Source organism: Streptomyces sp. R818 (assembly GCF_056172735.1).
Genome location: NZ_JAOCNE010000006.1, coordinates 328,225 through 355,108, shown reverse-complemented (window position 1 = coordinate 355,108; position 26,884 = coordinate 328,225). Strand labels below are relative to the sequence as shown.

20 protein-coding genes are annotated in these 26,884 nt (G+C 71.8%); 9 read left to right on the top strand and 11 right to left on the bottom strand.

Features of this window, described 5'->3' with window-relative positions; all coding sequences use genetic code 11:
• Window positions 1-41 precede the first annotated feature (41 nt).
• From N5I75_RS17960 to N5I75_RS17950, 3 genes are all read right to left on the bottom strand, one after another.
• Complete coding sequence (locus tag N5I75_RS17960; protein WP_476678726.1) at window positions 42-1,541, bottom strand: DUF5719 family protein; 1,500 nt, start codon at window positions 1,539-1,541, stop codon at window positions 42-44.
• The gene (locus N5I75_RS17955) at window positions 1,538-5,347 is read right to left on the bottom strand and encodes a glycosyltransferase family 2 protein (protein ID WP_476678724.1); all 3,810 of its coding nucleotides are present in this window, start codon (window positions 5,345-5,347) and stop codon (window positions 1,538-1,540) included. The genes N5I75_RS17960 and N5I75_RS17955 overlap by 4 nt, the downstream gene beginning before the upstream one ends.
• 237 nt (window positions 5,348-5,584) lie before the next feature.
• Window positions 5,585-5,848, bottom strand: a complete 264-nt coding sequence (locus tag N5I75_RS17950) for a WhiB family transcriptional regulator (RefSeq protein WP_127831770.1) — start codon at window positions 5,846-5,848, stop codon at window positions 5,585-5,587.
• Between the two features lie 732 nt (window positions 5,849-6,580).
• Here N5I75_RS17950 and N5I75_RS17945 point away from each other — a divergent pair.
• Genes N5I75_RS17945 through N5I75_RS17935 form a run of 3 tightly spaced genes read left to right on the top strand, consistent with a single transcriptional unit; the run spans window position 6,581 to window position 9,429 of the window.
• Window positions 6,581-7,087 (top strand): cysteine dioxygenase, encoded by a 507-nt coding sequence (locus N5I75_RS17945; RefSeq protein WP_476678722.1) that lies wholly within the window; start codon window positions 6,581-6,583, stop codon window positions 7,085-7,087.
• A gap of 57 nt (window positions 7,088-7,144) precedes the next feature.
• Window positions 7,145-8,116, top strand: a complete 972-nt coding sequence (gene cofD / locus N5I75_RS17940; protein ID WP_476678720.1) for a 2-phospho-L-lactate transferase — start codon at window positions 7,145-7,147, stop codon at window positions 8,114-8,116.
• The gene (locus tag N5I75_RS17935; RefSeq protein ID WP_476678718.1) at window positions 8,113-9,429 is read left to right on the top strand and encodes a coenzyme F420-0:L-glutamate ligase; all 1,317 of its coding nucleotides are present in this window, start codon (window positions 8,113-8,115) and stop codon (window positions 9,427-9,429) included. The genes cofD and N5I75_RS17935 overlap by 4 nt, the downstream gene beginning before the upstream one ends.
• Before the next feature lie 249 nt (window positions 9,430-9,678).
• Here N5I75_RS17935 and N5I75_RS17930 read toward each other — a convergent pair whose 3' ends face one another.
• The 3 genes from N5I75_RS17930 to N5I75_RS17920 all read right to left on the bottom strand — a co-directional run bounded on the left by N5I75_RS17930 (window position 9,679) and on the right by N5I75_RS17920 (window position 13,322).
• Entirely contained in the window at window positions 9,679-10,761 is a 1,083-nt protein-coding gene (locus tag N5I75_RS17930; RefSeq protein WP_476678716.1) for a DNA-3-methyladenine glycosylase family protein, read from the bottom strand.
• Window positions 10,762-10,920: 159 nt separating this feature from the next.
• Complete coding sequence (gene manB / locus N5I75_RS17925) at window positions 10,921-12,003, bottom strand: mannose-1-phosphate guanylyltransferase (RefSeq protein WP_476678714.1); 1,083 nt, start codon at window positions 12,001-12,003, stop codon at window positions 10,921-10,923.
• An 89-nt stretch (window positions 12,004-12,092) separates the two neighbouring features.
• Window positions 12,093-13,322, bottom strand: a complete 1,230-nt coding sequence (locus N5I75_RS17920; RefSeq protein WP_476678712.1) for a peptidoglycan recognition protein family protein — start codon at window positions 13,320-13,322, stop codon at window positions 12,093-12,095.
• A 985-nt stretch (window positions 13,323-14,307) separates the two neighbouring features.
• Between N5I75_RS17920 and N5I75_RS17915 the strand changes: the two genes are divergently transcribed.
• From N5I75_RS17915 to N5I75_RS17900, 4 genes are all read left to right on the top strand, one after another.
• Window positions 14,308-15,063 carry a TIGR03089 family protein gene (locus tag N5I75_RS17915; protein ID WP_476678710.1) on the top strand — a complete coding sequence of 252 codons (756 nt, stop codon included), beginning with the start codon at window positions 14,308-14,310 and terminating at the stop codon, window positions 15,061-15,063.
• Between the two features lie 116 nt (window positions 15,064-15,179).
• Window positions 15,180-16,454, top strand: a complete 1,275-nt coding sequence (locus tag N5I75_RS17910; protein WP_476678708.1) for an LCP family protein — start codon at window positions 15,180-15,182, stop codon at window positions 16,452-16,454.
• Between the two features lie 260 nt (window positions 16,455-16,714).
• Window positions 16,715-18,418: an LCP family protein gene (locus N5I75_RS17905; protein WP_476678706.1), complete on the top strand. Its 1,704-nt coding sequence runs from the start codon at window positions 16,715-16,717 to the stop codon at window positions 18,416-18,418.
• 86 nt (window positions 18,419-18,504) lie between these two features.
• Window positions 18,505-20,178 (top strand): LCP family protein, encoded by a 1,674-nt coding sequence (locus tag N5I75_RS17900; protein ID WP_476678704.1) that lies wholly within the window; start codon window positions 18,505-18,507, stop codon window positions 20,176-20,178.
• A gap of 19 nt (window positions 20,179-20,197) precedes the next feature.
• Here N5I75_RS17900 and N5I75_RS17895 read toward each other — a convergent pair whose 3' ends face one another.
• A complete protein-coding gene (locus N5I75_RS17895) occupies window positions 20,198-21,235 on the bottom strand; it encodes a glycosyltransferase family 2 protein (RefSeq protein ID WP_476678702.1) in 1,038 nt (345 codons plus the stop codon).
• A gap of 125 nt (window positions 21,236-21,360) precedes the next feature.
• Here N5I75_RS17895 and N5I75_RS17890 point away from each other — a divergent pair, with 125 nt between their 5' ends.
• Window positions 21,361-22,827, top strand: coding sequence for an LCP family protein (locus tag N5I75_RS17890; RefSeq protein ID WP_476678700.1), 1,467 nt, complete (start codon window positions 21,361-21,363; stop codon window positions 22,825-22,827).
• 56 nt (window positions 22,828-22,883) lie between these two features.
• On the opposite strand, the gene N5I75_RS17885 is transcribed toward N5I75_RS17890, so the two are convergent.
• The gene (locus N5I75_RS17885; RefSeq protein WP_476678698.1) at window positions 22,884-23,435 is read right to left on the bottom strand and encodes an acyl-CoA thioesterase; all 552 of its coding nucleotides are present in this window, start codon (window positions 23,433-23,435) and stop codon (window positions 22,884-22,886) included.
• Between the two features lie 118 nt (window positions 23,436-23,553).
• Here N5I75_RS17885 and N5I75_RS17880 point away from each other — a divergent pair, with 118 nt between their 5' ends.
• Complete coding sequence (locus N5I75_RS17880) at window positions 23,554-24,825, top strand: LCP family protein (protein WP_476678696.1); 1,272 nt, start codon at window positions 23,554-23,556, stop codon at window positions 24,823-24,825.
• 12 nt (window positions 24,826-24,837) lie between these two features.
• Here N5I75_RS17880 and N5I75_RS17875 read toward each other — a convergent pair whose 3' ends face one another.
• The 3 genes from N5I75_RS17875 to N5I75_RS17865 form a co-directional block, all read right to left on the bottom strand.
• Entirely contained in the window at window positions 24,838-25,218 is a 381-nt protein-coding gene (locus N5I75_RS17875) for a hypothetical protein (RefSeq protein ID WP_476678694.1), read from the bottom strand.
• Window positions 25,219-25,597: 379 nt separating this feature from the next.
• Window positions 25,598-26,116 (bottom strand): hypothetical protein, encoded by a 519-nt coding sequence (locus tag N5I75_RS17870; RefSeq protein WP_476678692.1) that lies wholly within the window; start codon window positions 26,114-26,116, stop codon window positions 25,598-25,600.
• A gap of 7 nt (window positions 26,117-26,123) precedes the next feature.
• Window positions 26,124-26,882: a hypothetical protein gene (locus N5I75_RS17865; protein WP_476678690.1), complete on the bottom strand. Its 759-nt coding sequence runs from the start codon at window positions 26,880-26,882 to the stop codon at window positions 26,124-26,126.
• Window positions 26,883-26,884: the final 2 nt, after the last annotated feature.

Genomic DNA, 26,884 nt, shown 5'->3' with positions numbered 1-26,884 from the left:
GAGAGACCCCGCCCGCAAGGCGCTGCCTCTGCGGGAAGGCGCTACTTCTGCAGGATCGACAGATCCTCGCCCGACTCCGGCACGGACACCGTTCCCCGGTCGTCCGGGAGCGTCTGGACGGTGAACGCGGGGACGCCGTCCCGCTTCTCCTCCAGCATCCGCGAGCCGTAGACCTTGCCGCCGGACACCGGCTCCACCGTGAGCGCGTACGCGCCCTTGAGGCCGTCCGGGACCGGCGCGGGGACCGACAGCGTCGTACCGGCCTTGACCGTGTACTCCTTGCTGGTCGCAGTGCCGCCCCCGGCTCCGGCGGACGCGGTGACCTTCACCTTGCCGGTGGCGCCGGGCGCGATCAGGGCGAGCGTGGAGCCCTTGGCGCGGTTGTCGGCGACCGTGGCGCGCGCGCCGATGTCGCGCGTGGCGGGGATGAACGCGGTCTCCTGGTCGGCGCCCTTGCCGCGCACGACGCGCAGCGCGGCCACGACCGGCACGGAGGCGTCCGTCGGCGACAGGAGCAGCGAGCCCGCGTCGCCGCGCGTCAGGGCGCCGAGGTCGGCGGCGGCCGTCATGCCGGACTTCACGTGCAGGGTGTCGTTCCCGGCGGGCGCGATCTTTCCGGTGGAGGTGGCGAGCTGGATCTTCAGGTCGGCGTCGTCCTGGCCCGGCGCGAAGGCGACCAGGCGCACGCTCGTGGCGTCCTTCGGGATGCCGGGGATGACCAGGGAGGCCGCCGGGTCGGCGGCGGCGGGCAGCCAGTCGCCGCCCAGCTTGTCGTCGGCGGCCGACACGGCGGCGGCGATCCGGCCGCTGCGCGCGGTCACGTGCAGGGTCAGGTTCGTGTACGGCTTGTCCGTCAGCGTCGACAGCAGGACCGGGACGCTCGCGTGCGGCCCGACCTGGATGCCCTCGCCGACCTCGGACTTGACGGTGCCGTCGGGCCCGTAGAGCTGCACGTCGACGACGGCGGCCTCGTCGTCCGGGTTGGTGAGGTGGATGTAGTCGCTGCGGTCCTTCGCGGTGCTCGCGCCGGGGAACCAGAAGTCGGTGTCCGGGGCGGAGCAGGTGAGACCGGCGAGGCCGCGGCCGGTGCCGGCGGCGACCTCGGTGGTCTGCTGCACGGTCCAGCCGGGTGCGAGGGCGCCGTCGGCGGTGCCGAGCACGGCGGGCGCGTCGGCGCCGGACGCCTCACCGGCGGCGGGCGTGCCCGGCTCCTTCGGGACGGCGACGGGCTTCGGCTCCTTCGCCTTGCCCTTGCCGCTCCCGGTGGAGCCCGAGCCGCTCTCGGCGGGCACCAGCTGCGCCTTGCCCGCCTTGTCGCCGCCGCTGCCCTTGGAGGGCGGCGTGTAGGACGTGTAGGCGGTCTCCGCGAGATCGGACAGGCCCGGTGACGGGCACAGCACGCTGGAGCGCTCGACGGGCAGCAGGGCCGCCGCCTTGGCGGGAGCGTCGTCGTCCGCGCCGCCGGACGTCGTGGCGGCGAACCCGGTGACGGCGGCCAGGGCCGTCACCGCGGCGATCAGGGACAGGGTCGTGCGGTTCACTGCTGGCTCCCGTCGGGGCGCTCACTGTCTGCACCGTGGCCGTTGTCGTGGCCGGTGCCGGTGCTGTGGCCGTTGTCATGACCGGTGCCGTGGCCGTGGCCGTGGCCGTGCTGCTCGTACGTCTGGTCGTACTGGCCCTGTGCGTCGTACGTGCCCCCGTAGGCGTACGGGTCGTACTGGCCCGCCTGGTACGGATCCGCCTGGTAGGGATCGGCCTCGTAGGCGCCCGCCTGGTAGGCGTCGTGCTGGTAGGCGGCGGCCGACTGCGGGTCGTAGCCGTAGCCGCCCTGGTACTGCTGCTGGTCGTCCGGCGCGTACGTGCCGTACGCGTCGCCCGCGTGGGCGGGCTGCTCCCAGTCGCCGTACGGCGGCTGCTGCGGGATGTCCGCGCTCGGGGCCGTCTCCTGGACCGGCACGGAGTCGTCGCCGGACGGCTCCGCGGCCTGGTCGGCACCGGCCTCCTCGGCGGCGGCCTGCTCGGCCTCCGCCTGCGCGCGCAGGCGGCGCGCCCTGCGGCCCTCGCCCGACGCGTCCTGGGCAGGCACGACCGGCTCCTCCGGGAGGTCGTCGTCGACGTCCTTGCGGCGTCCGGGCAGCGCGAGCACGACGAGGACGAGGGCGAGCGCGCCCTGTGCCCACAACCAGGCGGTGTGCGTGAACGGCGCGTCGTAGGTGACGTCCAGGGTGCCGCCCGAGGCGGGCAGTTCGAAGCCCTGCGCCCAGCCGTCGACCGTGGTCTTCGTCAGGGCCTTGCCGTCGAGCGTGGCGGTCCAGCCCTCGGCGGCCTCGTCGGCGAGGCGGAGCACGCGCCCCTCGCCGCCGCTCGGCAGCTCGGTGTGCAGATCGACCGGGCCCGCCGCGAGCGGCTTGGCCTGCTCGGCCGTGGGGCCGGTGTCGGCCGTCGGCAGGACCACCGCGCGGGCCACCTGCCGGTCGACGCGCCACAGGGCGGTGCCGTCCTGCTGGCTGAGCCGGGTCAGGCCGGGCGTCGCGTCCAGGACGCGGCTCATCTGGCGGGGCGCCCCGTCCCGTACGAGGACGTAGCGGACGGCGAAGCCGCCGAGCTGGTCGGCCTGGTCGGCGCCGGAGCCCGCGACCAGATTGGAGACGACCTTGTCGAGATTCCGGTTCTCGCCCGCGGCGGCGGTCAGCTCACCGTCGCCCAGGCGCGCGCCCGCGCCCCGGACCAGCGAGTAGGAGACCTGGCTGCTGGAACCGGCGAGGACGAGGGTGCGGGCCTGGTCGCGGGTGCCCGCTTCCTCGGCGACGAACGCCGGGACCTGCACCGGGTCGCGGCGCTCCAGCGGCCCGTCGGCCCCCGCGATCATCCAGCCCGCGGCGAGCAGCAGCGGACCGGCGGCGGCGGCGAACGCGACGAGCGCGGCGACCGGCTGGCGCCAGCCGAAGCTCTGCTCGGCCACGCGCGAGCGCGCGCCGTCGGCGCCGAGCGCGGCGGCGGCCAGAAGCGCGATGCCGTAGACGAGGGTGGCGGGACCGGCCCACGTCGACTGGTTCGACAGGACCGCGAAGACGAGGGCTACGAGGGCGACGGTCCAGGCCGTGAGGACCGCGAGGCGGCGCTCTTGGCGAAGGAGGGCGCCGAGCGCGGCCAGGACGATGCCGATGAGCAGCAGGCTGCCGGTGGTGCCGGGGCCGCCGGGCGAGGCGCCGAGCAGGCTGAGCGCGGTGCCGGTGGACTCCCCGTAGGGCAGGCCCGCTTCCTCGAAGAAGCCGAGGGGCAGCAGCGTCAGCGACCAGGGCGCGAGCAGCAGCAGTGGCGTGCCGAGGGCGGCCAGGAACCGGAGCCCGTACGCGGTGATCTCGCGGCGGCGCAGGACGAGGAGCGCGAGGCCGAGGACGAGGGCGATCGGCCAGACGATGGGCGTGAAGGCCGTGGTGATGGTGAGGAGCAGCGCGTACGCCCAGGTCGCGCGCCAGCTGCCGCGGGCTCCGGCGTTCATGAGACCGGCGGCGGACATGCCCGCGCGTGCGATGAGCGGCAGCAGGATGACGAGCACGGCGGTGCCGACGCGGCCGCCCGCGAGGGCGCCGGTGGCGGCGGGCAGGAAGGCGTAGGCGACGGCCGCCCACGCGCGCAGGAGCCGGGACTGGACGAGCCGCCTTGAGGCGAAGTACGCGGTGAACCCGGCGAGCGGTACCGAGCCGACGAGCAGCACGGTGATCGCGAGGCCCGTCGAGCCGAGCAGCACGGTGGAGAGCGCGGCGACGACCGCGAGGTAGGGGGGCGCCGCCTCGGTGGAGCCCGTACTGGTGGCGTGCCAGGCGTCGAGGTAGCGGGACCACAGGTCGGAGGCGTCGCCGGGGGCGGGCAGCAGGGCGCCGCCCGCGAGCGCGCCGCTGCCGAGGAGGCCGCGGCAGGCGATGAGGGAGACGAACAGGAGCACCACGAAGAGCATCGGCCCGGGGTTGCGGGCGATGCGCTTGAGCCGGGCGAACTGCTCGACCTGGATGAAGTCGTCGTCGTCGCCGGGCCCGGATTCGAGTCCGCCGCCGCCGTGGCGTCCGGCGTTGGAGCTCTCCGGGTCGGCGCCGTCGAAGAGGTTGCCCGCGACCTGTTCGACGGTGAGCCGTACGGTCGCGCCGGGCGGCGGGAACAGGGGCCGCAGCTCCTTGGCGTCGACCACGCCCTTGCCGCGCTGCCGTCGCCCGGCGAGGATCCGCCCGGGCCGAAGGAGCGTCGCCAGCAGGCCGGTGATCTCGTCGAAGGCCTGGCCGGGCACCTTGCCGACCAGGTACGCGACCGTGCGCAGCAGGGTGCCGAGCACGAGCCGGATCAGGACCCAGGGCAGCACCGCACCGCGCGCGTTGACGAGCAGTGTGTACACCGCACCGGCCTTGTCGACCTTGTGCGGTGAGGAGGCCGTGCGCCCGACGCAGTCGACGGTGCGGCGCTCGCGCGAGGACGCCTCGGCGTGCCGCACGACGGCCTCGGGGGCGACGACGACGCGGTGTCCGGCGGCCTGGGCGCGCCAGCACAGGTCGACGTCGTCGCGCATCAGCGGCAGCCTGCGGTCGAACCCGCCGAGCTGCTCGAAGACGTCGCGCCGGATCAGCATGCCGGCGGTGGAGACGGACAGGACGGGCCGTACGTGGTCGTGCTGGCCCTGGTCCTGCTCGCGACGGTCGAGACCGGTCCAGCGGCGCCCGGAGTTGGCGATGGAGACGCCGACCTCCAGGAGCTGCCTGCGGTCGTACCAGCCGCGCAGTTTGGGGCCGACGATCGCGACGTCGGAGCCGGCCTCGCGCTCCATCTCGACGACGCGCAACAGCTGCGCGAGGGCGTCGGGTTCGGGTGCGCAGTCGTCGTGCAGCAGCCACAGCCACTGCTCGGGCTCGCCGTGCGGCAGCTCGGGCAGGTCGTAGGTGTCATCGCGCCATTGGCGGCTGACGGGGTCCCAGCCGCTCGGCCGCTTCAGGTACGGCAGCTCTTCCGGGGTGAGCACACCGGCGCCGCGCACGGCCTCCTCGACGGCCTGGCCGAAGCCGGTGCGGCGCGCGAGGTGCAGGACGCGCTCGTCACCGAGGGCGCCCGCGACGAGGGCCGCGGAGTCGTCGGCGCTGCCCGTGTCGGCCGCCACCGCGTTCTGCACGGGGCGCTCCTGGCCGAGCAGGCCCGACAGGACCGACGGCAGCCAGCGGGCGCCGTCGTGCGAGACGAGCACGGCGGTGACGACATGCCGGGGGAACTCGGGGGCGCCGCTCGGGTCGAGCCCTGTGGCGTGCCCCGGGTTGAACGTGGCGGCGGCAGTACCGAACTGGTCTGCCGTATGGCTGTGCACGGACATCGAGGTACGGGCCCCGGTTCGCTGGACTGTGGTGGACGCCCGTGTCCGCTGGGGACTCGGTGGCGTCTCGGACGGGGCCCCACACTAACGGCTGGCAACAGAGGCGGCCCGCCGCCTGTGGACAACCACAAGGGACGGGCCGTACGTACGGCACATTACGTACCGCGCGGGAAGCGGGCCTGACGCTGGATCAGACAACGGTTCGAGCCATATTCGAGCCACACATGCAGCGCAGGTTCAGACAGCGGCCTTCTTCAGGCGCCTGCGCTCGCGCTCCGACAGGCCGCCCCAGATGCCGAACCGCTCATCGTTGGCGAGTGCGTACTCGAGGCATTCGGAGCGGACCTCGCACGCGAGGCAGACCTTCTTGGCCTCTCTGGTGGAGCCGCCCTTCTCCGGGAAGAAGGACTCGGGGTCGGTCTGGGCGCACAGCGCGCGCTCCTGCCAGCCGAGTTCTTCTTCCGCGTCCTCGACCAGCAGATCCTGAAACGACTCGGTCATAGTGCGCCCCTCGTCCGTCCGTGCGTCCCCGTGATGTTGCCGTTACCGAATCCGGCTGAACGACACGAGTGAAATTACAAGTGTGCCGATCCGGGGCAGTCAAGCCGCGATCTGCTATTGGGCCCCTTATTCACTCTGCGGAACCAAGGCTATGCGGAAAGTGTTCAAATCGGCAAAAACCGGAACACTCTCCAGCGCCCCACGCGGGACCCCCGGGGGGCCCACATGGATGCCCTACCCCGTGCAAACCACTACATGGGAGGACGCCGCGAAGTTTGATCTCGTTCCGGCACGCCCGCAGAAGCGAACCGGATCACATTCGGATCACGAGATCGCAACGGCGTTTGCGTGCCGGGCTGCTGCGCCACATGTCCGGTCAACCGGGTGCACAAACCTTTCGCCTTTCCGGGATACCGGATGAGGTGAAACATTTCTCACTATCCGGACATTGAGTTGACAGCGCAGGTATGAACCGGTGTGCTGGTGGGCATGCTCGCGAACTTGGCACTGATGACGACGACCCGCATCGCCGGGTCCGTCTCCGTTGCCCGCGCGCACTGTTGCTGTTCCAGCTGTTGAGTCGTTGAGCCACTGAGCTCCGACCGCCGCCCCCGCACCGCGCTCCACCGCCTGTTCAGGCAGCTCTCCCTCTTCGCGTACGGCTTCTCGCGCAAGGCTTCGCGCCCCTCGCCCGGGGCACCCCGCACTCTCCCTCCGAGGAACCCCACACCGATGAACAGCGACAGCGACCTCCAGATCGCCGGCGACATCCTCGAAGTACCGCACCTGCTGCGGCCCGCCCGTGAACACCCCGAGACCGTGGCCGAGTTCGTCGGGCTCGCGCGCGCCGTCGCCGCCGACCGCGCCCAATGGGCCCACCTCGTCGAGTACGACGCCACGAGCCGCTGGTACCACCGGCTGCGCACCGGGCCCGGTTACGAGGTGTGGCTGCTGTCCTGGGTGCCGGGGCAGGGCAGCGGGATGCACGACCACGGGCCCTCGTCCGGCGTACTGACCCTGCTCGAAGGCGAACTGACGGAGCGTACGGAGAACGGCGCGAGCCGGAGGCTCACCCCCGGCGCGCAGCGCGTCTTCGCGCCGGGGTACGCGCACGAGGTCGTCAACGACTCGCTCGAACCGGCCGTCAGCCTGCACGTCTACTACCCGGGCCTGACCGAGATGCCGCTGCACTCCCCCACGTGCACCACCGGGACATCGGCCCGGCACGCCGCCGTCTGACACCCGCGGTCCGGCACCCGCCGCCACGTTGTCGTAGCTGCCTGCGATGCTGGGGCCATGCGCATTGTGGTTCTGGCAGGCGGCATCGGTGGTGCCCGGTTCCTTCGCGGTCTGAAGCAGGCGGCTCCGGACGACGCGGTCATCACGGTCATCGGCAACACCGGGGACGACATCCACCTCTTCGGCCTGAAGGTCTGTCCGGACCTCGACACGGTCATGTACACCCTCGGCGGCGGTATCAACGAGGAACAGGGCTGGGGGCGGACCGACGAGACCTTCCACGTCAAGGAGGAGCTCGCGGCGTACGGGGTCGGGCCCGAGTGGTTCGGCCTCGGCGACCGGGACTTCGCCACCCACATCGTCCGCACGCAGATGCTGGCCGCCGGGTATCCGCTCAGCGCGGTCACCGAGGCGCTGTGCGAGCGGTGGAAGCCCGGGGTGCGGCTCATCCCCATGTCCGACGACCGGGTCGAGACCCACGTCGCCGTCGACATCGACGGGGAGCGCAAGGCCGTGCACTTCCAGGAGTACTGGGTGAAGCTGCGGGCCTCCGTCGACGCGCAGGCCGTCGTGCCCGTCGGCGCCGAGCACGCGAAGCCCGCGCCCGGCGTCCTCGAGGCCATCGCCGAGGCCGACGTCATCCTCTTCCCGCCGTCCAACCCCGTCGTCAGCGTCGGGACGATCCTCGCCGTGCCCGGCATCCGGGAGGCCATCGCCGAGGCGGGCGTGCCCGTCGTCGGCCTCTCGCCGATCATCGGGGACGCGCCCGTGCGCGGCATGGCCGACAAGGTGCTCGCCGCGGTCGGCGTGGAGTCCAGCGCCGCCGCCGTCGCCGAGCACTACGGGTCCGGGCTGCTCGACGGATGGCTCGTCGACACCGTGGACGCCGGGGCCGTGGAGCGCGTCGAGGCCGCCGGGATCCGGTGCCGGGCCGTGCCGCTCCTCATGACGGACCCGGAGGAGGGGACGGCCGCGGCGGAGATGGCGCGCGAGGCGCTGCGGCTCGCGGAGGAGGTGCGGGTCGCGTGAGCTCCTCCACGGTCGAGCCGCCGTCCTTCCGTGCCTGGGCCGTCGCCGGCATTCCCGAGGTCAAGGAGGGCGACGATCTCGCCAAGCTGATCGTCGCCGCCGAGCCCTCGCTCGCCGACGGGGACGTGCTGCTCGTCACCTCGAAGATCGTCAGCAAGGCGGAGGGGCGGATCGTCCGCGCCGACGACCGCGAGGCCGCGATAGACGCCGAGACCGTCCGCGTCGTCGCCCGGCGCGGGCCGCTGCGGATCGTCGAGAACAAGCTGGGCCTGGTCATGGCCGCGGCGGGCGTCGACGCGTCCAACACTCCGGCCGGGACCGTGCTCCTGCTCCCCGAGGACCCGGACGCCTCCGCCGCCGCGATCCGTGACGGTGTGCGGGACGCGCTCGGCGTCGAGGTCGGTGTCGTCGTCACCGACACGTTCGGGCGGCCCTGGCGGAACGGGCTGACCGATGTCGCCATCGGGGCCGCGGGTGTGCGGGTGCTCGACGACTTGCGGGGCGGGGTCGACGCGTACGGGAATCCGCTGAGCGCGACCGTGGTGGCCGTGGCCGATGAGCTGGCCGCCGCCGGGGATCTCGTGAAGGGCAAGGCCGGGGGGCTGCCGGTCGCTGTCGTGCGCGGGCTCAGTGGGGTCGTGGGGTCGGAGGCCGGTTCCTCCGCGCGGGAGCTGGTGCGCGTCGCGCGTGACGACATGTTCCGGCTCGGGACCTCCGAGGCGGTACGGGAGGCCGTCACCCAGCGGCGCACCGTGCGCGCCTTCACCGACGAGCCCGTCGACCCCGGGGCCGTGCGGCGCGCCGTCGCCGCCGCCGTCACCGCGCCCGCGCCGCACCACACGACGCCGTGGCGGTTCGTGCTCCTCGAATCGGGGGAGTCGCGGGTACGGCTGCTCGACGCGATGCGGGACGCGTGGATCGCCGATCTGCGGCGCGACGGGAAGAGCGAGGAATCCATCGCGCGGCGCGTGCGGCGCGGGGACGTGCTGCGCAACGCGCCCTATCTCGTCGTGCCCTGCCTCGTCATGGACGGGTCGCACACGTACGGGGACGCGCGGCGGGACGCCGCCGAGCGCGAGATGTTCGTCGTGGCCGCCGGGGCGGGTGTGCAGAACTTCCTGGTGGCGCTGGCCGGGGAGCGGCTCGGGTCGGCGTGGGTGTCCTCGACCATGTTCTGCCGCGATGTCGTACGGGACGTGCTCGCGCTGCCCGCGGAGTGGGATCCGATGGGGGCTGTCGCGGTGGGCCATGCGGCTGTGGCTCCGCCGGTGCGGGGGGAGCGGGTTGTTTCGGAGTTTGTCGAGGTGCGGTAGGTCGGGTTCGGATCGGGCCCGGGTCGGGATCTTGCCCGGGTCGGGATCGGACCGGTCGGGATCGGGCCCGGTCGAGGTGCGGTGGGTCGGTCCCGTGCGATGGGTCGGTCCCGGGTCGGGTCAGGTCCCGGTTCAGGTTCGGTCTCGGTCTCGGGCGAGGTGCGGTAGGTCGCGGGTGGTCTCGGGCGAGGCGCGGTGGGGCGGGTTCGGTCTCGGTCGAGGTGCGGTGGGTCGGGGGCGGGTGGGGTGTCACCACTGGGCGATGTCGACCCTGCGCATCTTCGGTTGTCTGCGGGGTGGGGCCACGCCTGACAGGAGGATCAGGCGGGCCGCCCTGTGGCGCTGGCCCGCGTACGGGGCCAGGAGCTCCAGCATCTCCTCGTCCGTCGCGTCCCGGTTGCCCGCGAGCGCGTAGCCCACGGTGTGCGGCAGGTGCAGGTCGCCCGTCGTCACCTCGTCGGGGGCGCCGTTCGTGCGCTGGATCGTCTCGGCCGAGGTCCACGGGCCGATGCCCGGGACCAGTTCGAGGCGGGCGCGGGCCGCTACGGGTTCCATGGCCGCCGCCTCCTCCAGGCGGCGGGCCACGCGCGCCGCGCGGATGATCGTCGACGCGCGCTTGTTGTCGACGCCCGCCCTGTGCCACTCCCACGACGGGATCAGCGTCCACGTACGGGCGTCGGGCACGACCCGCATCCGCAGCTCCTGCCCTGCCGGGCCCGGGGCCGGTTCGCCGTGCCGGTGCAGCAGCAGACGCCAGGCACGGTACGCCTCGTCCGTCGTGATCTTCTGCTCCAGGATCGACGGGATCAGGTTCTCCAGGATCAGACCCGTCCGGGTCAGCCGCAGGCCCACGCGGCGGCGGGCCGACTCCGCGACCAGGCGGTGGCGCGGCTCGAAGGGGCTCGGGTCGTCCAACTCGCCCAGGAGGGTTGGGAGTTCGCCCAGGAACCATTGCGCCCCCGGGCCCCACGCCTGCGCCTCCACGGTGCCGCCGCGCTGCCGCAGGCACAGCGTGCCGGGGCCCTGCGGGGTGCGGCTCGAACGCCACACCGCGCCGTCCGGCGTCGTGCGGAAGGTGGGGTCGGCGGGGCCGCGGCGCAGCGGGCCCAGGGTGAGGCCCAGGTGGAGGGGGGTGCGGGGGGTGTAGGTGCGGGTGGCCGGGGCGGGGGGTCGGGTGGGTGCGGGTGCGGCCGTCACGGGTGCGGGTGACGGCGCGGGTGCGGGTGCCGTCTCGGGTGCCTTCGCGGGTGCGGGTACGGGGAAGTCGCCGGCCCGCACTGTGGTGCGGGTCGGCGGGGGCTGCGTACGCGGGGTGTATCGGCGGCCTGCCACGGGGGTCCTCGGGTGGGGCGGGTGTAGCCCTACGAGGGTAGGGGGTTTCCGGCCACTCCGGGTCCGATCGGGGGCGGGGGTCCGTCACACGGCCCTGACCTCTCGCGCGGACGGGCCGGGCTTCCGGCCCCGGGCTGAAGGCTGAAGCCCCGGGGTGTCCTACTGGTCCGAGGAGAAGCGGACTGAGGCCGGGGGGAGGTTGGCCTCGCACCAGATGCGGACGCCTGTCTGGAGTTCGTTGTCCGCGCCTACGTGCGCGCCGTCGCCGATGACCGCGCCGGTCACGATCGTGCGGGCGCCGATGCGGGCGTTCCTGCCGATCAGGGAGTCCGTGATCACCGCTCCCGGTTCGATCACCGCTCCGTCCAGGACCGCCGAGCCGGAGACCCGCGCGCCCTCGGCGATCCGCGCGCCCTCGCCGACGACCGTGCCGCCCGTCAGCTTCGCGTCCGGCGCGACCGTCGCCGTCGGCAGGACCAGGCTGTCGCCGCAGCGGCCCGGTACCGCCGGGGACGGGGCGCGGCCCAGGACCAGGTCCGCCGAGCCGCGCACGAACGCGGCCGGGGTGCCCAGGTCCAGCCAGTACGTCGAGTCGACCATGCCCTGGAGGTGGGCGCCGGCCGCGAGGAGGCCCGGGAACGTCTCGCGCTCCACCGACACCGGGCGGCCCGTCGGGATCTCGTCGATCACCGAGCGGCGGAACACGTACGCGCCCGCGTTGATCTGGTCCGTCACGATCTCTTCCGGCGTCTGCGGCTTCTCCAGGAACGCCGTCACCCGGCCCGTCCCGTCCGTCGGGACCAGGCCGTACGCCCTCGGGTCCTCCACCCGGGACAGGTGCAGGGAGACGTCCGCGCCGGTCGACTCGTGCACGCCCACCAGCGCCGCGATGTCCAGACCCGTCAGGATGTCGCCGTTGAAGATCAGGACCGGGTCGTCGGGGGCCGAGCGCAGGTGCCCGGCCACGTTGCGGATCGCGCCGCCCGTGCCCAGGGGTTCGACCTCGGTGACGTACTCCAGCTCCAGGCCGAGACGGGAGCCGTCGCCGAAGTACGGTTCGAAGACCTCCGCCAAGTAGGACGTGGCCAGGACGATGTGGTCGACGCCCGCCGCCTTCGCCCGCGCCAGTTGGTGCGTGAGGAACGGCACACCCGCCGCCGGGACCATCGGCTTCGGTGTGTTCACCGTGAGCGGGCGCAGTCTCGTGCCCTTGCCGCCGACCAGGAGGATCGCTTCTGTCACCTGTCGTCTCTGCTTCCTGCTGGGGCCGGCCGAACTGTCTTTCGGCCGGCCAGTGTATGCAGACCGTGTCGCGCCGCGGCCGGCCGGCGTCAGCGGCCCTGGAGGCGGGCCGCGCTGCTGCGGATCGTGCCGAGCTTCTTGTAGAGACGGCTCCCCGGGCAATCGGTTGCGTAGCCGTCCCGGTGGCCGGAGATCACGTGCAGTCGCACATTCTTTCCCTTGGCGTAGAGATTGCCACCGCCCGACTTGAGATATGTCGTCCCCGCGGGATTCGCGCCCGACAGGCCGAGCTTCCACGCGGTGAGTTTGGCGAGAGCGGTCGCCACCGCGGCGGGCGGGTTCGTGCTGCTGTACGAGCCCAGTACCGCGATGCCCGTGCTGTTCGAGTTGAAGCCGAGGGTGTGGGCGCCCATGACCGGCTTCGTGACGCCGCCCGCCCTGCCCTCGTAGATGCGGCCGCACTTGTCGATGAGGAAGTTGTAGCCGATGTCGCGCCAGCCGCTGCTCTTCACGTGGTAGCGGTAGATACTGCGGATGACTGAAGGGGCCTGTGAGCAGGTGTAGTTGTTGCCCGTCGCGCTGTGGTGGACGAAGGCCGCCTTCACCTTCTTCGTGTAGCCGAGCTGCTTCTCGCGGAGCTTTTCGTCCGCGCCCCAGCTTTTGCGGGTGACGATGCTGGGGCGGGGGGCCTTGTAGGTGCCGGGCTGGGTTGCTTTGCCGGGGGCGGGGGCGCCGGTGGGGGCCGGGGTTCCTTCGGGGTCCGGGGTCGGCTGCTGGGGCTGGGGGGTGGCTGCGGTCGGGTCCGCCGGGGCCGTCGGGTCCGTCGCTTCCGGTTCTTCCGTCGGTTCCGGGCCCGGGTCCACCAGGTCCAGGCGGAGGCCCTTCGGGAACGGCTCGCCCTCTGCTTTGACCTCTACGCCGTCGGAGTCGCCCACCCAGAGCGGGGCGGTCGAGCCGTGTGTGTGGCCTGCGGCGCGTTCGGGGGCCTCCGGGTCGGGGGCGTCGTCGGTGTGCGTCTCCAGGGTCTGCCATGCGGACCAGGTGCCTGTGCCGGTGGTACGGGTACGGACCTGTACGCGGCCGTGCAGTTCGGCGTTCGGGTCGTCCCAGACGACGCCGACCAGGGAGAACGGGCGGACTTCGCGTTGGGGCAGGTGCGGGGTGGCGCGGGGGGTCGCGGTCGGCGGGGTGAGGGCCAGGGACTGGGTGCTGCCCGAGAGGGCGTCCTGGGTCGGCGTGGCGTGCGAGGGCAGTGCCGCGGGGAGGGCCAGGGCGGCCGCGCAGGTGACGCCGATCGAGGAAGCAAGGAATCCACGCATGCCCATGATCGTGGCCATACCGGGGCGATCGGGCCATTGGGGTGTGCCATACGGGTGGGCGTACCTGACAGGGGGTCTGGGGGCGGGGCGTACCCGACAGGAGGTCTGGGGGCGGGGCGTACCCGACAGGGGGTCTGGGGGGCGGGGCGTACCCGACAGGGGGTCTGGGGGGCGGGGCCGCGCCGGGGTGCCTCCTCGGCCGGATAGGCCTCATCCCCCTCGGTCCGCCATAGGCGAGTCGTCCTGGACTGCATTCGGGCGGAGTCCTGCGGGGGCACCCCGACGCGTCCCCTCCGGCCGACTCGCGAGTGCACCCCGGTGCCCCGTCCTGTGGCCGGATGCAACCCGGCGGCCCCGCCCCCGCCTTGAGCACCCTGCCGCCCCGGCACTCCCCACCCGGCCGTCAAACGCCCCACCCCGGGCAACCCGCCACTCCCCACCCCGGCCGCCACACACCCCACCTCGGGCAACCTGCCACTCCCCACAACTCCCCACCCCGGCCGCCACCCACCCCGCCCCGGGCAACCCGCCACTCCCCACAACTCCCCACGCCGGCCGCCACCCACCCCGCCTTATGTGAACTGCCGCCCCGGCACCTTCCACCCCGGGCGCCGTGCGCCCCGCCTTGGGCAATCTGCCGCCTGGGGCGGCAGGGTGGGCAAGGCGGCACCCCAGCGCCGGGGCAGCGTCCGGATAGGCCCGCGCGAGGACCGCCCCAACTCAAGCAACTCGCCACCCTCGGCGCGCAGGGTGGGCAAAGCGGCCCCCAGCGCCGGGGTTGCGTCGGGCAGGCCCGCGCAGGGGCCCGCCCAACTCGAGTGGCCCGCCGCCCTCATCGCAGGGTGGGCAAGGCGCCCCCCAGCGCCGGGCAGCGTTCAGGCAGGTCCGGCTGTCAGCCCCGCCCGCCCCCGGAGGGGACCCGTGCCGTGACTGCCCCGGGGCACCCCTCACCCGGTACCCCCAGCCGCACCGCTAAGGTGACCCGGTGAATCTCGTCGCTCGGACCTTCGCTCAGCTTCTGCAGGACGCGCTCGGCGCCGACCCGGGGCGGCCGCTCGTCACCTTCTACGACGACGCCACCGGCGAACGCGTGGAGCTCTCCGTGGCGACCCTCGCCAACTGGGTGGCCAAGACCGCCAACCTGCTGCAGGGCGAGCTGAACGCCGAACCCGGCGACCGCGTCGCCCTGTTGCTGCCCGCGCACTGGCAGACCGCCGTATGGCTGCTTGCCTGCTCGTCCGTGGGCGTCGTCGCCGACGTCCACGGGGACCCGGCCCGCGCCGACGTCGTCGTCAGCGGGCCCGACACCCTGGACGCCGCCCGCGCCTGCTCCGGCGAGCGGATCGCCCTCGCGCTGCGGCCGCTCGGCGGGCGGTTCCCGCAGACGCCGGACGGGTTCGTGGACTACGCGGTGGAGGTGCCGTCACAGGGGGACCGGTTCGTGCCCTTCGCGCCCGTCGACCCGAACGAGCCCGCGCTCGTCGTCGCCGGCGCCGAGTACACCGGCGCCGAGGCCGTCGCCAAGGCGAGCGCCGACGCCGCCGGGCTCGGCCTCACCGGCCCCGGTTCGCGCCTGCTGTCCGGGCTGCCGTACGACACCTGGGAAGGGCTGAGCGCCGGGCTCCTCTCCCCGCTGGCGACCGGCGGATCCGTCGTCCTCTGCCGCAACCTCGACCGGCTCGACGACGAGGCCCTCGCCCAGCGCGTCGAGAGCGAGCGGGTCACCGCCGTCGCCCGCTGAGCCGACGCGCGGGCCGGTAGTCCGTTCGGCTCAGCTCCCCTGAGTCCGGCGGCGCCGGTGGGTCCATGGTCGTAGAGACGTGCCCGCGTTCTCTACGTCGCCCGAGGGGGACCCACGTGACCGACTCCGCCGCCGCGCCCCCGCCGTCCGGACCGGGCGGCGGCTCCTCCCCGACCGGCGCCGGACGCGCCCGGCGGCGCAGGAGATGGCTGCGGTACTCGGCGATCACCGCGGCCCTGCTCGTCCTCGTGGCGGGCGGTACGGGCTGGATGGCGTACGAGAAGCTCAACGGGAACATCACCGAGGACTCGGACACCGCCGCCGAACTCGCCCGCTACGAGAAGGAGCGGCCGAGCGTCCTTGTCGAAGGGGCGCAGAATCTGCTGCTCATCGGCTCCGACTCGCGGGCCGGGAAGAACGGCGCGTACGGGCGCAACGACGGTACTCAGCGGTCCGACACGACCATCCTTCTGCACGTCGCCGCGGATCGCAGGAGCGCCACCGCCGTCTCCTTCCCGCGTGACCTGATGGTGGATGTGCCGGGGTGCCGCGGCGTCGACGGGGGGCGCACCGAGCCCATGTTCGCCATGTTCAACTACGCCTTCGAGGTCGGCGGCACCGCCTGCACCATCCGTACCGTCGAGAAGATGACCGGGGTCCGGGTCGACCATCACATGGTCGTCGACTTCCAAGGCTTCAAGAACATGGTGGACGCTGTCGACGGGGTCGAGGTCTGTCTCGACCGGCCCATCCGGGACAGCGACGCCCATCTCTCCCTGCCCGCCGGGCGGCAGCTCCTCGACGGGGAGCAGGCCCTCGGGTACGTCCGCGTCCGCAAGACCCTCGGCAACGGCAGCGACACCGATCGCATGGACCGGCAGCAGCGCTTCCTCGGCGCTCTCGTCACCAAAGTGCAGAGCGACGGGGTGCTCCTCAATCCGACGAAGCTCTATCCCGTGCTCGATGCCGCCACCTCGTCCCTGACCACCGACCCCGGTCTCGCCAGCCTGCGCGGGCTCTACGACCTCGTGCGCGGCATGCGCGGCATCCCGGCCGAGCGCATCCAGTTCCTGACCGTGCCCCGGCAGTCGTACGTCTACGACGCCAACCGCGACGAGCTCGTCCAGCCCGCCGCCGATCAGCTGTTCACCCAGTTGCGCACCGACTCCCCCGTCGTCGTCTCGACGAACACGCCCGCCGATCAGCGGAGCGAGGGCGAGCAGACGTACGAGGGCGAGGGGGAGGCGTACGAGGAAGGTGACGGGTTCGACTCCTCGTACGAATACGGGGGCTGGGACGACGGCAGGCCCGAGCCCGATCCGGCCGCCGCCGCACCCTCCCCCGCGCCCACTTTCCGCGGGAACACCGCGCGCCAGAACGCGTGCGGCTGAGGCGCCACACCCGTCCCGGGGTAAAGCACAAGTCATCAGCCGGCACACAGGTTCAAAGAAATGCGCCGGAATGACCGGTTGTAGGGGAGTGGAATTTGTCACCGCCGTCGCTCCACGCTGAACTGGGCGGATAGTGTGAGCGATCCGGTGCACCCGGCCATGCTGTCCTGGCCAGATCGCGCACCTTTCATGACTGACCGGGCGCCTGCTGGTGAGGGGGGCGAGGCGCCGCGTGGCCCCGACGGAGGATGCAGACAACCGTGGACGCGCAAGGCCGTGGGCGGGCCGACGACATCGATCCCGCTGACCAGTGGGTGCTCAACCCCAGCACCGGTGATTACGAACTGCGACTGACTCCTTCCTCTGGGCAGTCGACGGTGCCCGGCCCGCGCCGCACCGCACCGCCGCAGGGGCGGCGCGAGCGGCGGGAGACACCGGCCGCCAAGGACGTGCCGCCGCAGCGCAGCAGACGGCGTGAGCAGCAGGCGCCGCCCCCGGCGCCGAACCGGCGGCGTTCCAAGCCGAAGAAGAAGTCCACGGCGAAGAAGGTGCTGCTGTGGTCGTCCGGCAGCCTCGCTTTCGTGGTGCTCGCCGCGGCCGCGGGCGGGTACTTCTACTACCGCCACCTCGACGGCAACATCACCACGCAGGACGTCGTCGGTGCGAAGAATGGCTTCTCCAAGGACGAGGCGTTCAACATCCTCGTCATCGGCACCGACAAGCGCACCGGTCAGGGCAACGAGGGCTACGGCGACAAGGGCAGCGTCGGGCACGCCGACACCAATGTGCTGCTGCACGTCTCCAAGGACCGTACGAACGCGACCGCGCTGAGCATCCCGCGCGACCTCATCGTGGACGTGCCGCCGTGCGAGGTGAAGGACCCCGAGAGCGGTGAGCTGAAGACGATCCCGGGCACGTCGAACGTCCGGTTCAACACCAGCCTCGGGCAGGACGGGCGGGACGCCGGCTGCACGATGAAGACCATCAAGGCGGTCACCGGCATCACCGTCGACCACTTCATGATGGCGGACTTCAACGCGGTCAAGACCCTGTCCAGCGCGGTCGGTGGCGTCGAGGTGTGTCTCGCCAAGGACGTCGACGACGAGGACTCGCACCTCAAGCTCGACGCGGGCACGCACAACCTGGAGGGCGAGGACGCGCTGGCGTTCCTGCGCACCCGGCACAGCTTCGGCAACCAGGGCGACCTCGACCGCATCAAGGTCCAGCAGCAGTTCCTGAGTTCGCTTGCGCGCAAGATGAGTTCCGGTGACACCCTGACCAGCCCGACGAAGCTGACGAGCCTCGCCGAGGCCGCCACCAAGGCGCTCACCGTCGACAAGGGCATCGGCAGTCTGTCCAAGCTCAAGGACGTGGCCCTTGAGCTGAAGAAGGTGCCGACCAAGAACCTCACGTTCGTCACCACCCCGGTCGTCGACAACCCGGCGGAGAAGGTGCACGCCACGGTCGTCCTGAAGGAGTCGGCCGCGCCGCAGGTCTTCGACGCCATCAAGAACGACACGTCGCTCACCCAGACGCAGAAGAAGCAGAAGAAGAGCTCGGCCGACGACAAGCTCAAGGGCACCAAGTCCGCCGCCGGTGACGTCCGCGTCGACCTCTACAACGGCAGCGGTCAGACCGGCGCCGCACAGGCGACCCTGACGTGGCTGCAGGTCAGCGAGGGTGTCGCCAAGTCCAGCCAGATGGGCAACAAGCCCGAGCAGGCGAAGACGACCCTGGAGTACTCGCCCGACCAGGCCGACCAGGCCCGCCGCCTCGCCGACATCATGGGGCTGCCCGGCTCCGCGCTGAAGGAGGGGCAGAGCGAGAAGAACGATCAGGGGCTGCCCGCGATCGTCCTGATCCTCGGCAAGGACTTCAAGGGCGCGGGGACGCCCATCAGCGGTGGTACGGCGAAGGTCGACGCGCCGAAGACGACCGCTGACAAGACTGTGTGCGCCAAGTGACCAACCTCGGCCGCCCTTCAACTGTCTAACCATGTGACAGCGGGGCGGCCGAGTCGTGGCCAAGGGCGGGGAGGGCGGGGCAGGACATGGGGCGAAGTGGTGTGCGCGGGGTGCGGACGCGGTCGGAGATCCAGGAGGAGATCCAGGAGGAGACGGCGGCTCACCTGGGTGAACAGGGACGGGACGAGGCCGTGGACGTGGCGGTGGCGGCCGCCGTCGGTGGTGACGAGCCCCCGGAGCGCCCGCCCACGGGGCGCCGGCGCGCGGGCGGGCGGCCGAGGAAACGAAAGCACCGGATACTGCGCTGGACCGCGGGCGTCGTCGCGGTCGTGATCGTCGGTACGGCCGGCGCCGGTTACCTCTACTACCGCCACCTGAACGGCAACATCAAGACGGACAAGCTCAACCTCGGTGAGCACAAGGTCGCCGCTCCCACGCCGAACGCGGCGGGCCAGACCCCGCTGAACATCCTGCTCATCGGCTCCGACGCGCGCGACAACAAGGAGAACCAGAAGCTGGGCGGCGCCAAGGAGACCTTCGGCGGCACCCCGCTCGCCGACGTCCAGATGCTCGTACACCTGTCGGCGGACCGGACGAACATGTCGGTCGTCAGCATGCCGCGCGACACCCTGCTCCAACTGCCCAAGTGCACCGATCCGAAGACCGGCAAGGAGTACGAGGCGACGGTCGGGCGGCGTATGACAAACGAGTCCCTCGGCCGCGGCGGACCCGGCTGCACCGTCGCGACATGGGAGCAGCTCACCCGCATCCACATCGACCACTTCATGATGGTCGACTTCTCCGGTGTCGTGTCGATGGCCGATGCCATCGGCGGCGTCCCCGTCTGCGTCGACGCCAACATCCACTCCAAGGACAGCCAGGGCCACGGCTCGGGCCTGAAGCTGGAGGAGGGCACGCACCCCATCAAGGGCGTGCAGGCCCTGCAGTGGCTGCGGACGCGCTACGGCTTCGAGGACGGCAGCGACATCGCGCGCGCCAAGGCGCAGCACATGTACATGAGCTCGATGGTGCGCGAGCTGCGCGAGAACGCCACGTTCTCCAACCCGGGCAAGCTGCGCACGCTCGCCGAGAAGGCGACCGACGCGCTCCATGTCGACGAGGGCCTCGACACCGTCAAGAAGCTGTACGACCTGAGCAACGAGCTGAAAAAGCCCGAGCCCGGCCGCATCACCATGACGACGATGCCGTTCGTGTACGTGGGTGCCCGCGTCGCCCCCAAGGAGGGTGAGGCGGAGCAGTTGTTCCGGCTGGTGCGGGACGACATCGCCCTGGACGGCAAGGACAAGAAGAAGCCCGTCGAGGAGGAGGCCGCGAAGGACCCGGCCTCGCCGGACGACAAGATCGCCGTGCAGGTGCGCAACGGGACGCGGACCAGCACGACGCCCGCCACGCGCGGGCGTGCGTCGGAGGTGGCGCAGGCCCTCGTCGGCAAGGGGTTCGCCCAGGCCGTCGCGGACCAGGGGCAGTCGTCGGTCGAGGAGAAGACGGTGATCCGCTATCCGTCGGCCGACTACGAGGGTGATGCCCAGCGGGTCGCCAAGTCCCTCGGCCTGCCGCTGAGTTCGGTGGCGAAGTCGACGGACGTGTCCGGAGTGACGCTGATCGTCGGCGCGGACTGGCGGACCGGGACCACCTATCCGAAGACCGCGACCGACGACAAGGCGCCGAAGTCGGACCAGACGCTCAACGGGGCCGACGACGGCGACTGCATGCACGTGAACCCGGCGTTCACCTGGTGAACGCCGGGTCCGTCAGGCTTCAGCTGGTGGCGGGCTCGCTGTGCACCGTCGGCCTGCGTGAGGCGATGACCTTCCTGGCGAGCGACTTCGGGCTTGTCAGGAAGCCCCAGCCCCACGACATGTGCATCGTGGCGAGGGCTACGGGGATCTGCGCGCGCGCCTTCAGCGGCAGACCCTTGCCGGCGGGAAGGGAGCCCGCGATGATCGCCGCGAGATATCCGGCCGGGATGACGAACGCCCACGGCGTCACGGCCGCGCCGACCACGATGCCCGCCGCTATGGCGACGACGGCGGTCGGCGGCGCGAGGTAGCGCAGGTTGATGGAGCCGGCGTGGTAGCGGGCCACGACGTGGCGCCAGCGGCCGTAGTCCTTGTACTGCTTGGCCAGCGCCTTGATGGACGGGCGCGGGCGGTACGCGACCTTCAGCTCGGGCGAGAACCAGATCTTGCCGCCCGCGTCGCGGATGCGGAAGTTCAGCTCCCAGTCCTGGGCGCGGATGAACTCCTCGTTGTACCCGCCCTGCCGCTCGAGCGCCTCGCGGCGGAAGACGCCGAGGTAGACCGTCTCGGCGGGCTGTGCGGTGCCGCCGGTGTGGAAGACCGCGTTGCCCACGCCGATCTTCGAGGTCATCGCGGCGGCGACGGCCTTCTCCCAGTCGTTGGTGCCCTGGGCGTGCATGATGCCGCCCACGTTCATCGCGCCGGTCTCCTCCAGGAGGCGGACGGCGGTCGCGATGTAGCCCTGCGAGAGCGCGGCGTGGCCGTCGACGCGGACGACGACCGGGTGGCTCGACGCCTTGATCGCGGCGTTCAGCGCGGCGGGGGTGCGGCCCGTCGGGTTCGGCACGGTGTGCACGCCCGGGTTCTCGGCGACCAGCTGCGCGGCGATCTCGTCCGTGCGGTCCGTGGACGGGCCGAGCGCGAGCACGACCTCCATCTCACCGTCGTACTCCTGCGCCAGGATCGCCTCGACGGCCTCCCGCAGGTGCCGCTCCTCGTTCAGGATCGGCATGATCACGGAGACGGCCGGAAGCTGGTTTCCAGAGTTCACGTTCATCCTTGGTCACGTTACCGCCAATGGGGGACACCAATGCGCGCCGCCCGGCCCGCTGCCGCGGTCCGGAGATCGTATCGGCCTACGGTTCTCGGATTCCCAGCCCGCCCACGCGGAGGTGTCCGCCCGTGCCCACGCCGCCCCGCTCCCCGGCCCGCCCGAGCCGCCCCGCGCGACAACCGCGGGGACGGCGGCCGGTCGAGCCGCTGCGCCGCAAGAAGCCCCGGTGGGGCATGCGCCTCGCGACGGCGCTGTCGGTGACGGTGCTCGGTGCGGCGGGGCTCGGGCACGCCCTCGTCGCCGGGCTCGACACCGGCATCGACCGCATCGACCCGTTCAAGGACATGAAGAACCGGCCCGCCGCCGGGCACGGGATGAACGTCCTGCTCGTGGGCACCGACGGCCGCGACAAGATCAGCGAGGAGGAGCGGCAGAAGTACCGGCTGGGCGGGGCGCCCTGCCACTGCACGGACACCATCATGATCGTGCACATCTCCGCCGACCACGAGCGCGCCTCGGTCGTCTCCCTGCCGCGCGACTCGTACGCGATGATGCCGCCGCACACCGACGAGAACAGCGGCGAGCAGCACCACGCACACCCCGTGAAGATCAACGCGGCGTACGCGGAAGGCGGTCCGCAGCTCACCGTCCGCACCGTCGAGGCCATGACGCACGTCAAGATCGACCACTATCTGGAGGTCGACTTCACCAGCTTCATGAAGACGGTCGACGTGCTCGGCGGCGTCCAGGTCTGCACCGTCCGCCCGCTCAAGGACTCCTACACCGGCCTCGACCTCGGCGTCGGCACGCACCAGCTCAACGGCGGCCAGGCCCTGCAGTACGTACGGGCCCGGCACACCGACGGCGCCGGTGACCTCGGCCGGATGCAGCGCCAGCAGCGCTTCCTCGCCTCCCTCATCTCCAAGACGACCTCGACCGGGGTGCTCCTCAACCCCGTCAGGTTCCGGGAGGTCGCCCGTACGCTGCTGGGCTCCGTCCGCGCCGACAAGGGGTTCGGGACGGACGAGATGGTCGACCTCGCGCGCGCCATGCGGTCCTTCACCCCGTCGTCCTCGGAGTTCACGACCGTGCCGATCGGCAACATCGACTTCCCCGTGCCGAACATCGGCTCCACCGTGAAGTGGGACCCGGTGAAGTCCGAGAAGCTGTTCGCGGCGCTGCGCGAGGACAAGCCGCTCGCCGTGCACAAGAACCGGAAGAAGGCGGTCGTCGTCGACGTCTCGCCCGAGCAGATCCGGGTGCAGGTGGAGAACGCGACGGGGACGGCGGGGCTCGGCAAGAAGGTGGATGCGGCGTTGGCGGCGACCCGGTTCGTGACGAGCGGGGTGCCTGTCGATGCGGTCGATCGTTCTGCGCGGCAGACGGTTGTGCTGTATGACCCGCGCTGGGATCGGTCAGCGAAGTCGTTGGCGGCGGCGGTGCCTGGGGCTCGGATGCAGGCGGCTCCCGGGCAGGGGCCTGTGTTGAAGGTCCGGGTCGGGGCGGATTACCGGGGGGTGCAGCGGGTGCGGGCCGAGGATGCGTATCAGGGGGAGTACGGGGCTGTCACCGGGGATGAGGTGGCTTGCTCCTGAGCCGGCTCGGGCCCCTTGGTGTGCGGGTCACGGGGCTCTGCCCCGGACCCCGCTCCTCAAGCGCCGGAGGGGCTTGACTCGGCCGACTGGGCCCTCAGTTCCTTGATCGCCCTTCGCCGTGCCAGGCGGTGTTGGCGGCGGATCTGGGCCTCCTGGTAGCGGCGGCGGTCGCGGTCCGTCTCGGGGATGACCGGCGGGACGGTGCGCGGCTTGCCGTCCGCGTCGACCGCCGCGAAGACCAGGTAGGCGGAGCCGACCTGCTGTGCGGGCGCCGACTCGTTCCAGCGCTCGGCGAGGACGCGGACGCCGATCTCCATGGAGGTCCGGCCGACCCAGTTGACCTGCGCCTTGACGTGGACGAGGTCGCCCACGCGGACCGGCTCCAGGAACGCCATCTCGTCCATGGACGCCGTCACGGCCGGGCCGCCGGAGTGCCGGCCCGCGACCGCGCCCGCCGCGTCGTCCACGAGTTTCATGATCACACCGCCGTGCACCGTACCGAGGAGGTTGGTGTCGTTGTGCGTCATGATGTGCGACAACGTCGTGCGGGAAGCTGCGGTCGGCTTGCCCGGAAGGTCTGCTTCCGTGCCGTGGGCCTGGTCTGTCATGCCCTCCACCCTATGCGGCCCTCTGCGCGGCGCTTCTTTGTGTCAGCTTCGCAACAGCCCTGGCCCGAAATCTCAACCGCCCTGTAAAGCACACTGCCGCGCACGGCAAACTGAGTCCATGAGCGATTGGCCCGAGGGGCGGAGCGACCGGCAGGGCGGCGGCAGCCGTGGCGGCTACGGCCGTGGCAGCGCGAGCGCACGCCCCGAAGGCGCGCGTGTCATGCCACATGTGCAGCGCCCCGTCCCGCAGCAGCAGCCACAGCCCGGCTACGACGACACGTACGAGCCGCCGTACGACAGCGGCTACAACACGGGGCAGGTCTACGGCCAGCCCCACCACGGCCAGGGCGGCGGTGGCGGCGGTGACGGGTACGGGCCGCCGAGCGGGCGTGCCGCGCGTCCGGCGCCGAACTGGCGCAAGCGGATCAAGTGGACCGCGATCACCGTCGTCACGGTGGTCGTGGTGACGAGCGTCTCCACGTACTTCTGGGCCGACTCCAAGCTCCACAGGGACGTCGACCTGTCCAAGGTCATCGACCGGCCCGAGGGCGGCGAGGGCACCAACTACCTGATCGTCGGCACGGACTCCCGCGAGGGCATGTCCTCCGAGGAGAAGAAGAAGCTGCACACCGGCTCCGCCGAGGGCAAGCGCACGGACACGATGATGATCCTGCACGTCGGGGACAACGGGGACACGCTCGTCTCCCTCCCCCGCGACTCGAACGTCACGATCCCGAGCTTCAAGGGCGCCGAGTCCGGCAAGCTCTACCCGGCGACCGGCCGCCAGACGAAGCTGAACGCGGCGTACGCCGAGGACGGCCCCGAGCTGCTCGTGCGCACCGTCGAGGCCAACACGGGCCTGCGCATCGACCACTACGCGGAGATCGGCTTCGGCGGCTTCGCGAGCATCGTCGACGCGGTCGGCGGCGTCGAGATGAACCTGAAGGAAGGGTTCAAGGACAAGTGGTCCGGCGCCGACTTCAAGGCCGGCAAGCAGACCCTCGACGGCCAGCAGGCGCTCGCCTTCGTCCGTACGCGCCACGCGTTCGCCGCGTCCGACCTCCAGCGCACCAAGAACCAGCAGGCGTTCCTCGCGGCCCTCGCCCACAAGGTGGCGTCCCCGACGACCGTCATGAACCCCTTCAAGCTCTACCCGACGCTCGGCGCGGGCCTCGACTCGCTCGTCGTCGACAAGGACATGAGCCTGTGGAACCTGGCCTCCATGTTCATGGCCATGAAGTCGGTCTCCGGCGGCGACGGCGACGGCAAGTCCATGAACATGCCGACGAGCGGCTCGGTCGGCGGCAACCTGCTCTGGGACAAGACGAAGGTCAAGCAGCTCGTCGACCAGTTCAACAATGACGAGAAGGTCACCGTGACGAGCAACTAACAGCCTGGGCCGTCACCCGTCGCCGTAGTCCTCCACGTACGTGGCAATGAGCTCCAGCAAGGCGTCGGCCCGGTTCCGGTCCTCCCGCTGGGCGTGCAAGGCCGCGTCGACGGCCCGAAGCCGGTCGACAGCGGCGGGCTCGCCGTCCACCAAGTCGTCGACCACCGGGTCGGTGATGAGGTCCAGGCACTCACTCAGCAGCCTACGGGTGGCGGGCGCGGGTGGCCCGGGTTCGGGATCGCGGTACGGGCTGGTCAGGTACCGCGCCGGATCGGTGATGCTCCAGCCGACTACGCGCCCCCGCTGGACGAGGAGTGCCACGTCGGTGGCGATCCCGATGCGGGCCTCCAACGGCTCGTCCAGGACGTCGAGGCCCCGGAGGCAGGTGAGCACGGTGTCCCCCGGGCCGCGGCACAGCACCGAGCCCCTCTCGTGACAGAAGTCCCGGGCTTCGTCGGCCCGGAGCCCGCCCGGGCGTACCAGGGGGTGAGCGGGAGACGGGCGACGTCCTCCGCGGGGGCCGATCTCTCCGGCCAGTGCAGCTCCACCCCGGCCAGCGCCCGGTCGGCCGCCGTGAACCGGAACACGTCCGGCGCGTCCCACAGCCAGTCCTGGCTGCCGAAGGTGTCCAGCAGGAACCGCTCCCGCTCCGTGCGGTCCGCATAGCCCACGACGCGTACGGATGCATCGCCCGCGAAGCGAGGGGTGGCGGCGAGCGGGCCGCCGGCCACCGTCGCCGACCACCCCCCGTCGAACCGCACTGCCGCCGCCGTCATCCGGTCCCGTTCTCCTCGGACAGGTCGCCGATGAAGGCGAGAAGGGCATCGATCCGGTGGCGGTCCGCACGCTGGGCACGCAGGGACCGGTCGAGTGCCCGCAGCCGCTCCAGGGTGGCCGGGCCCCGGTCCCTCACGTCGTCGAGCAGCGACGTGGTGATCACGTCGAGGCACTCGGTCAGCAGTTGACGGGTGCCGGGGGAGGGAGGCTCCGGATCACAGGCGGCGAACCCCGTGGTCAGATACCGCACCGGGTCGGTCAGACTCCAGCCGACGACGGTGCCGTGCTGGACAAGGAGCGCCACGTCCGGCGCGGCCCCGAGGCGGGCCTCCAACGGCTCGTCCAGGACGTCGAGGTCGCGGAGGCAGGTGAGCACGGTGTCCCCCGGACCACGGCAGAGTTCCGTGATCACCTCCAGGCGGAAGTCCCCCGCCTCGTCCGCGCGAAGACCGCCCGGACGGACCCGGGGAAGGTCCGGAACGCGGACGGAGCTCGTCGGGTGTTTGACTTTCATGCCTTCCTCACCCGTCGCCGTAGTCCTCGAACAGGTCGCCGATGAGCGCGAGAAGGGCGTCGGCCCGGTGGCGGTCCTCACGCTGGGCGCGCAGGGCCTCGTGCAGGGCCCGAAGCCGTTCAACGGCGGACGGGTCCCGGTGCCTCACGTCGTCCAGCAGCGGCGAAGTGGTCAGGTCCAGGCTCTCGGTGAACAGCAGCCGGGTGGCCTGGGCGGCGGGAGACGGGTCGGGGGCGGCGAATTTGCTGGTCAGATACTGGACCGGGTCGGTAAGGCTCCAGCCGATGACTGTGCCGTCCTGGACGAGCAGCGCCACGTCCGGTGCGATCCCGATGCGGGCCTCCAACGGCTTGTCCAGGACGTCGAGGTCGCGCAGGCAGGTGAGCACGCTGTCACCCGGGCCCCGGCAGAGCTCCGTGGCCGCCTCCAGGCGGAAGTCCCGCGCCTCGTCCGCCCGCAGGCCGCCGGGGCGGGCGAGAGGCAGGTCCGGGACGCGGGCGGACTCCTCGGGATCGGCACTCTCGTAGGGCAACTGGAACTGAACACCGACCAGTTGCCGATCGGCCGGATCGAACCTGGCCTCGTCGGGCGCGTCCCACAACCAGTCCTGGCTGCCGAAGGTGTCCAGCTGGAACTGCTCCTGTTCCCTGACGTCCCCATACGGCGCGACGCGCACGCGCTGCCCCGCGAAATCGAAGCGCGGGGTGAGGGTCAGAGGTTCTCCCGTCACCGTCGCGGTCCAGTTGTCATCGAGGGTGAGTTTCACAG

Excerpts from the sequence above, each read along its gene's own strand:
- N5I75_RS17870 (WP_476678692.1), bottom strand. The coding sequence starts at position 26,116 with ATGAAAGTCAAACACCCGACGAGCTCCGTCCGCGTTCCGGACCTTCCC.
- N5I75_RS17885 (WP_476678698.1), bottom strand. The coding sequence starts at position 23,435 with ATGACAGACCAGGCCCACGGCACGGAAGCAGACCTTCCGGGCAAGCCG.
- N5I75_RS17880 (WP_476678696.1), top strand. The coding sequence starts at position 23,554 with ATGAGCGATTGGCCCGAGGGGCGGAGCGACCGGCAGGGCGGCGGCAGC.
- N5I75_RS17955 (WP_476678724.1), bottom strand. The coding sequence starts at position 5,347 with ATGTCCGTGCACAGCCATACGGCAGACCAGTTCGGTACTGCCGCCGCC.
- cofD (WP_476678720.1), top strand. The coding sequence starts at position 7,145 with ATGCGCATTGTGGTTCTGGCAGGCGGCATCGGTGGTGCCCGGTTCCTT.
- N5I75_RS17900 (WP_476678704.1), top strand. The coding sequence starts at position 18,505 with ATGGGGCGAAGTGGTGTGCGCGGGGTGCGGACGCGGTCGGAGATCCAG.
- N5I75_RS17895 (WP_476678702.1), bottom strand. The coding sequence starts at position 21,235 with ATGAACGTGAACTCTGGAAACCAGCTTCCGGCCGTCTCCGTGATCATG.
- N5I75_RS17950 (WP_127831770.1), bottom strand. The coding sequence starts at position 5,848 with ATGACCGAGTCGTTTCAGGATCTGCTGGTCGAGGACGCGGAAGAAGAA.
- N5I75_RS17945 (WP_476678722.1), top strand. The coding sequence starts at position 6,581 with ATGAACAGCGACAGCGACCTCCAGATCGCCGGCGACATCCTCGAAGTA.
- N5I75_RS17920 (WP_476678712.1), bottom strand. The coding sequence starts at position 13,322 with ATGCGTGGATTCCTTGCTTCCTCGATCGGCGTCACCTGCGCGGCCGCC.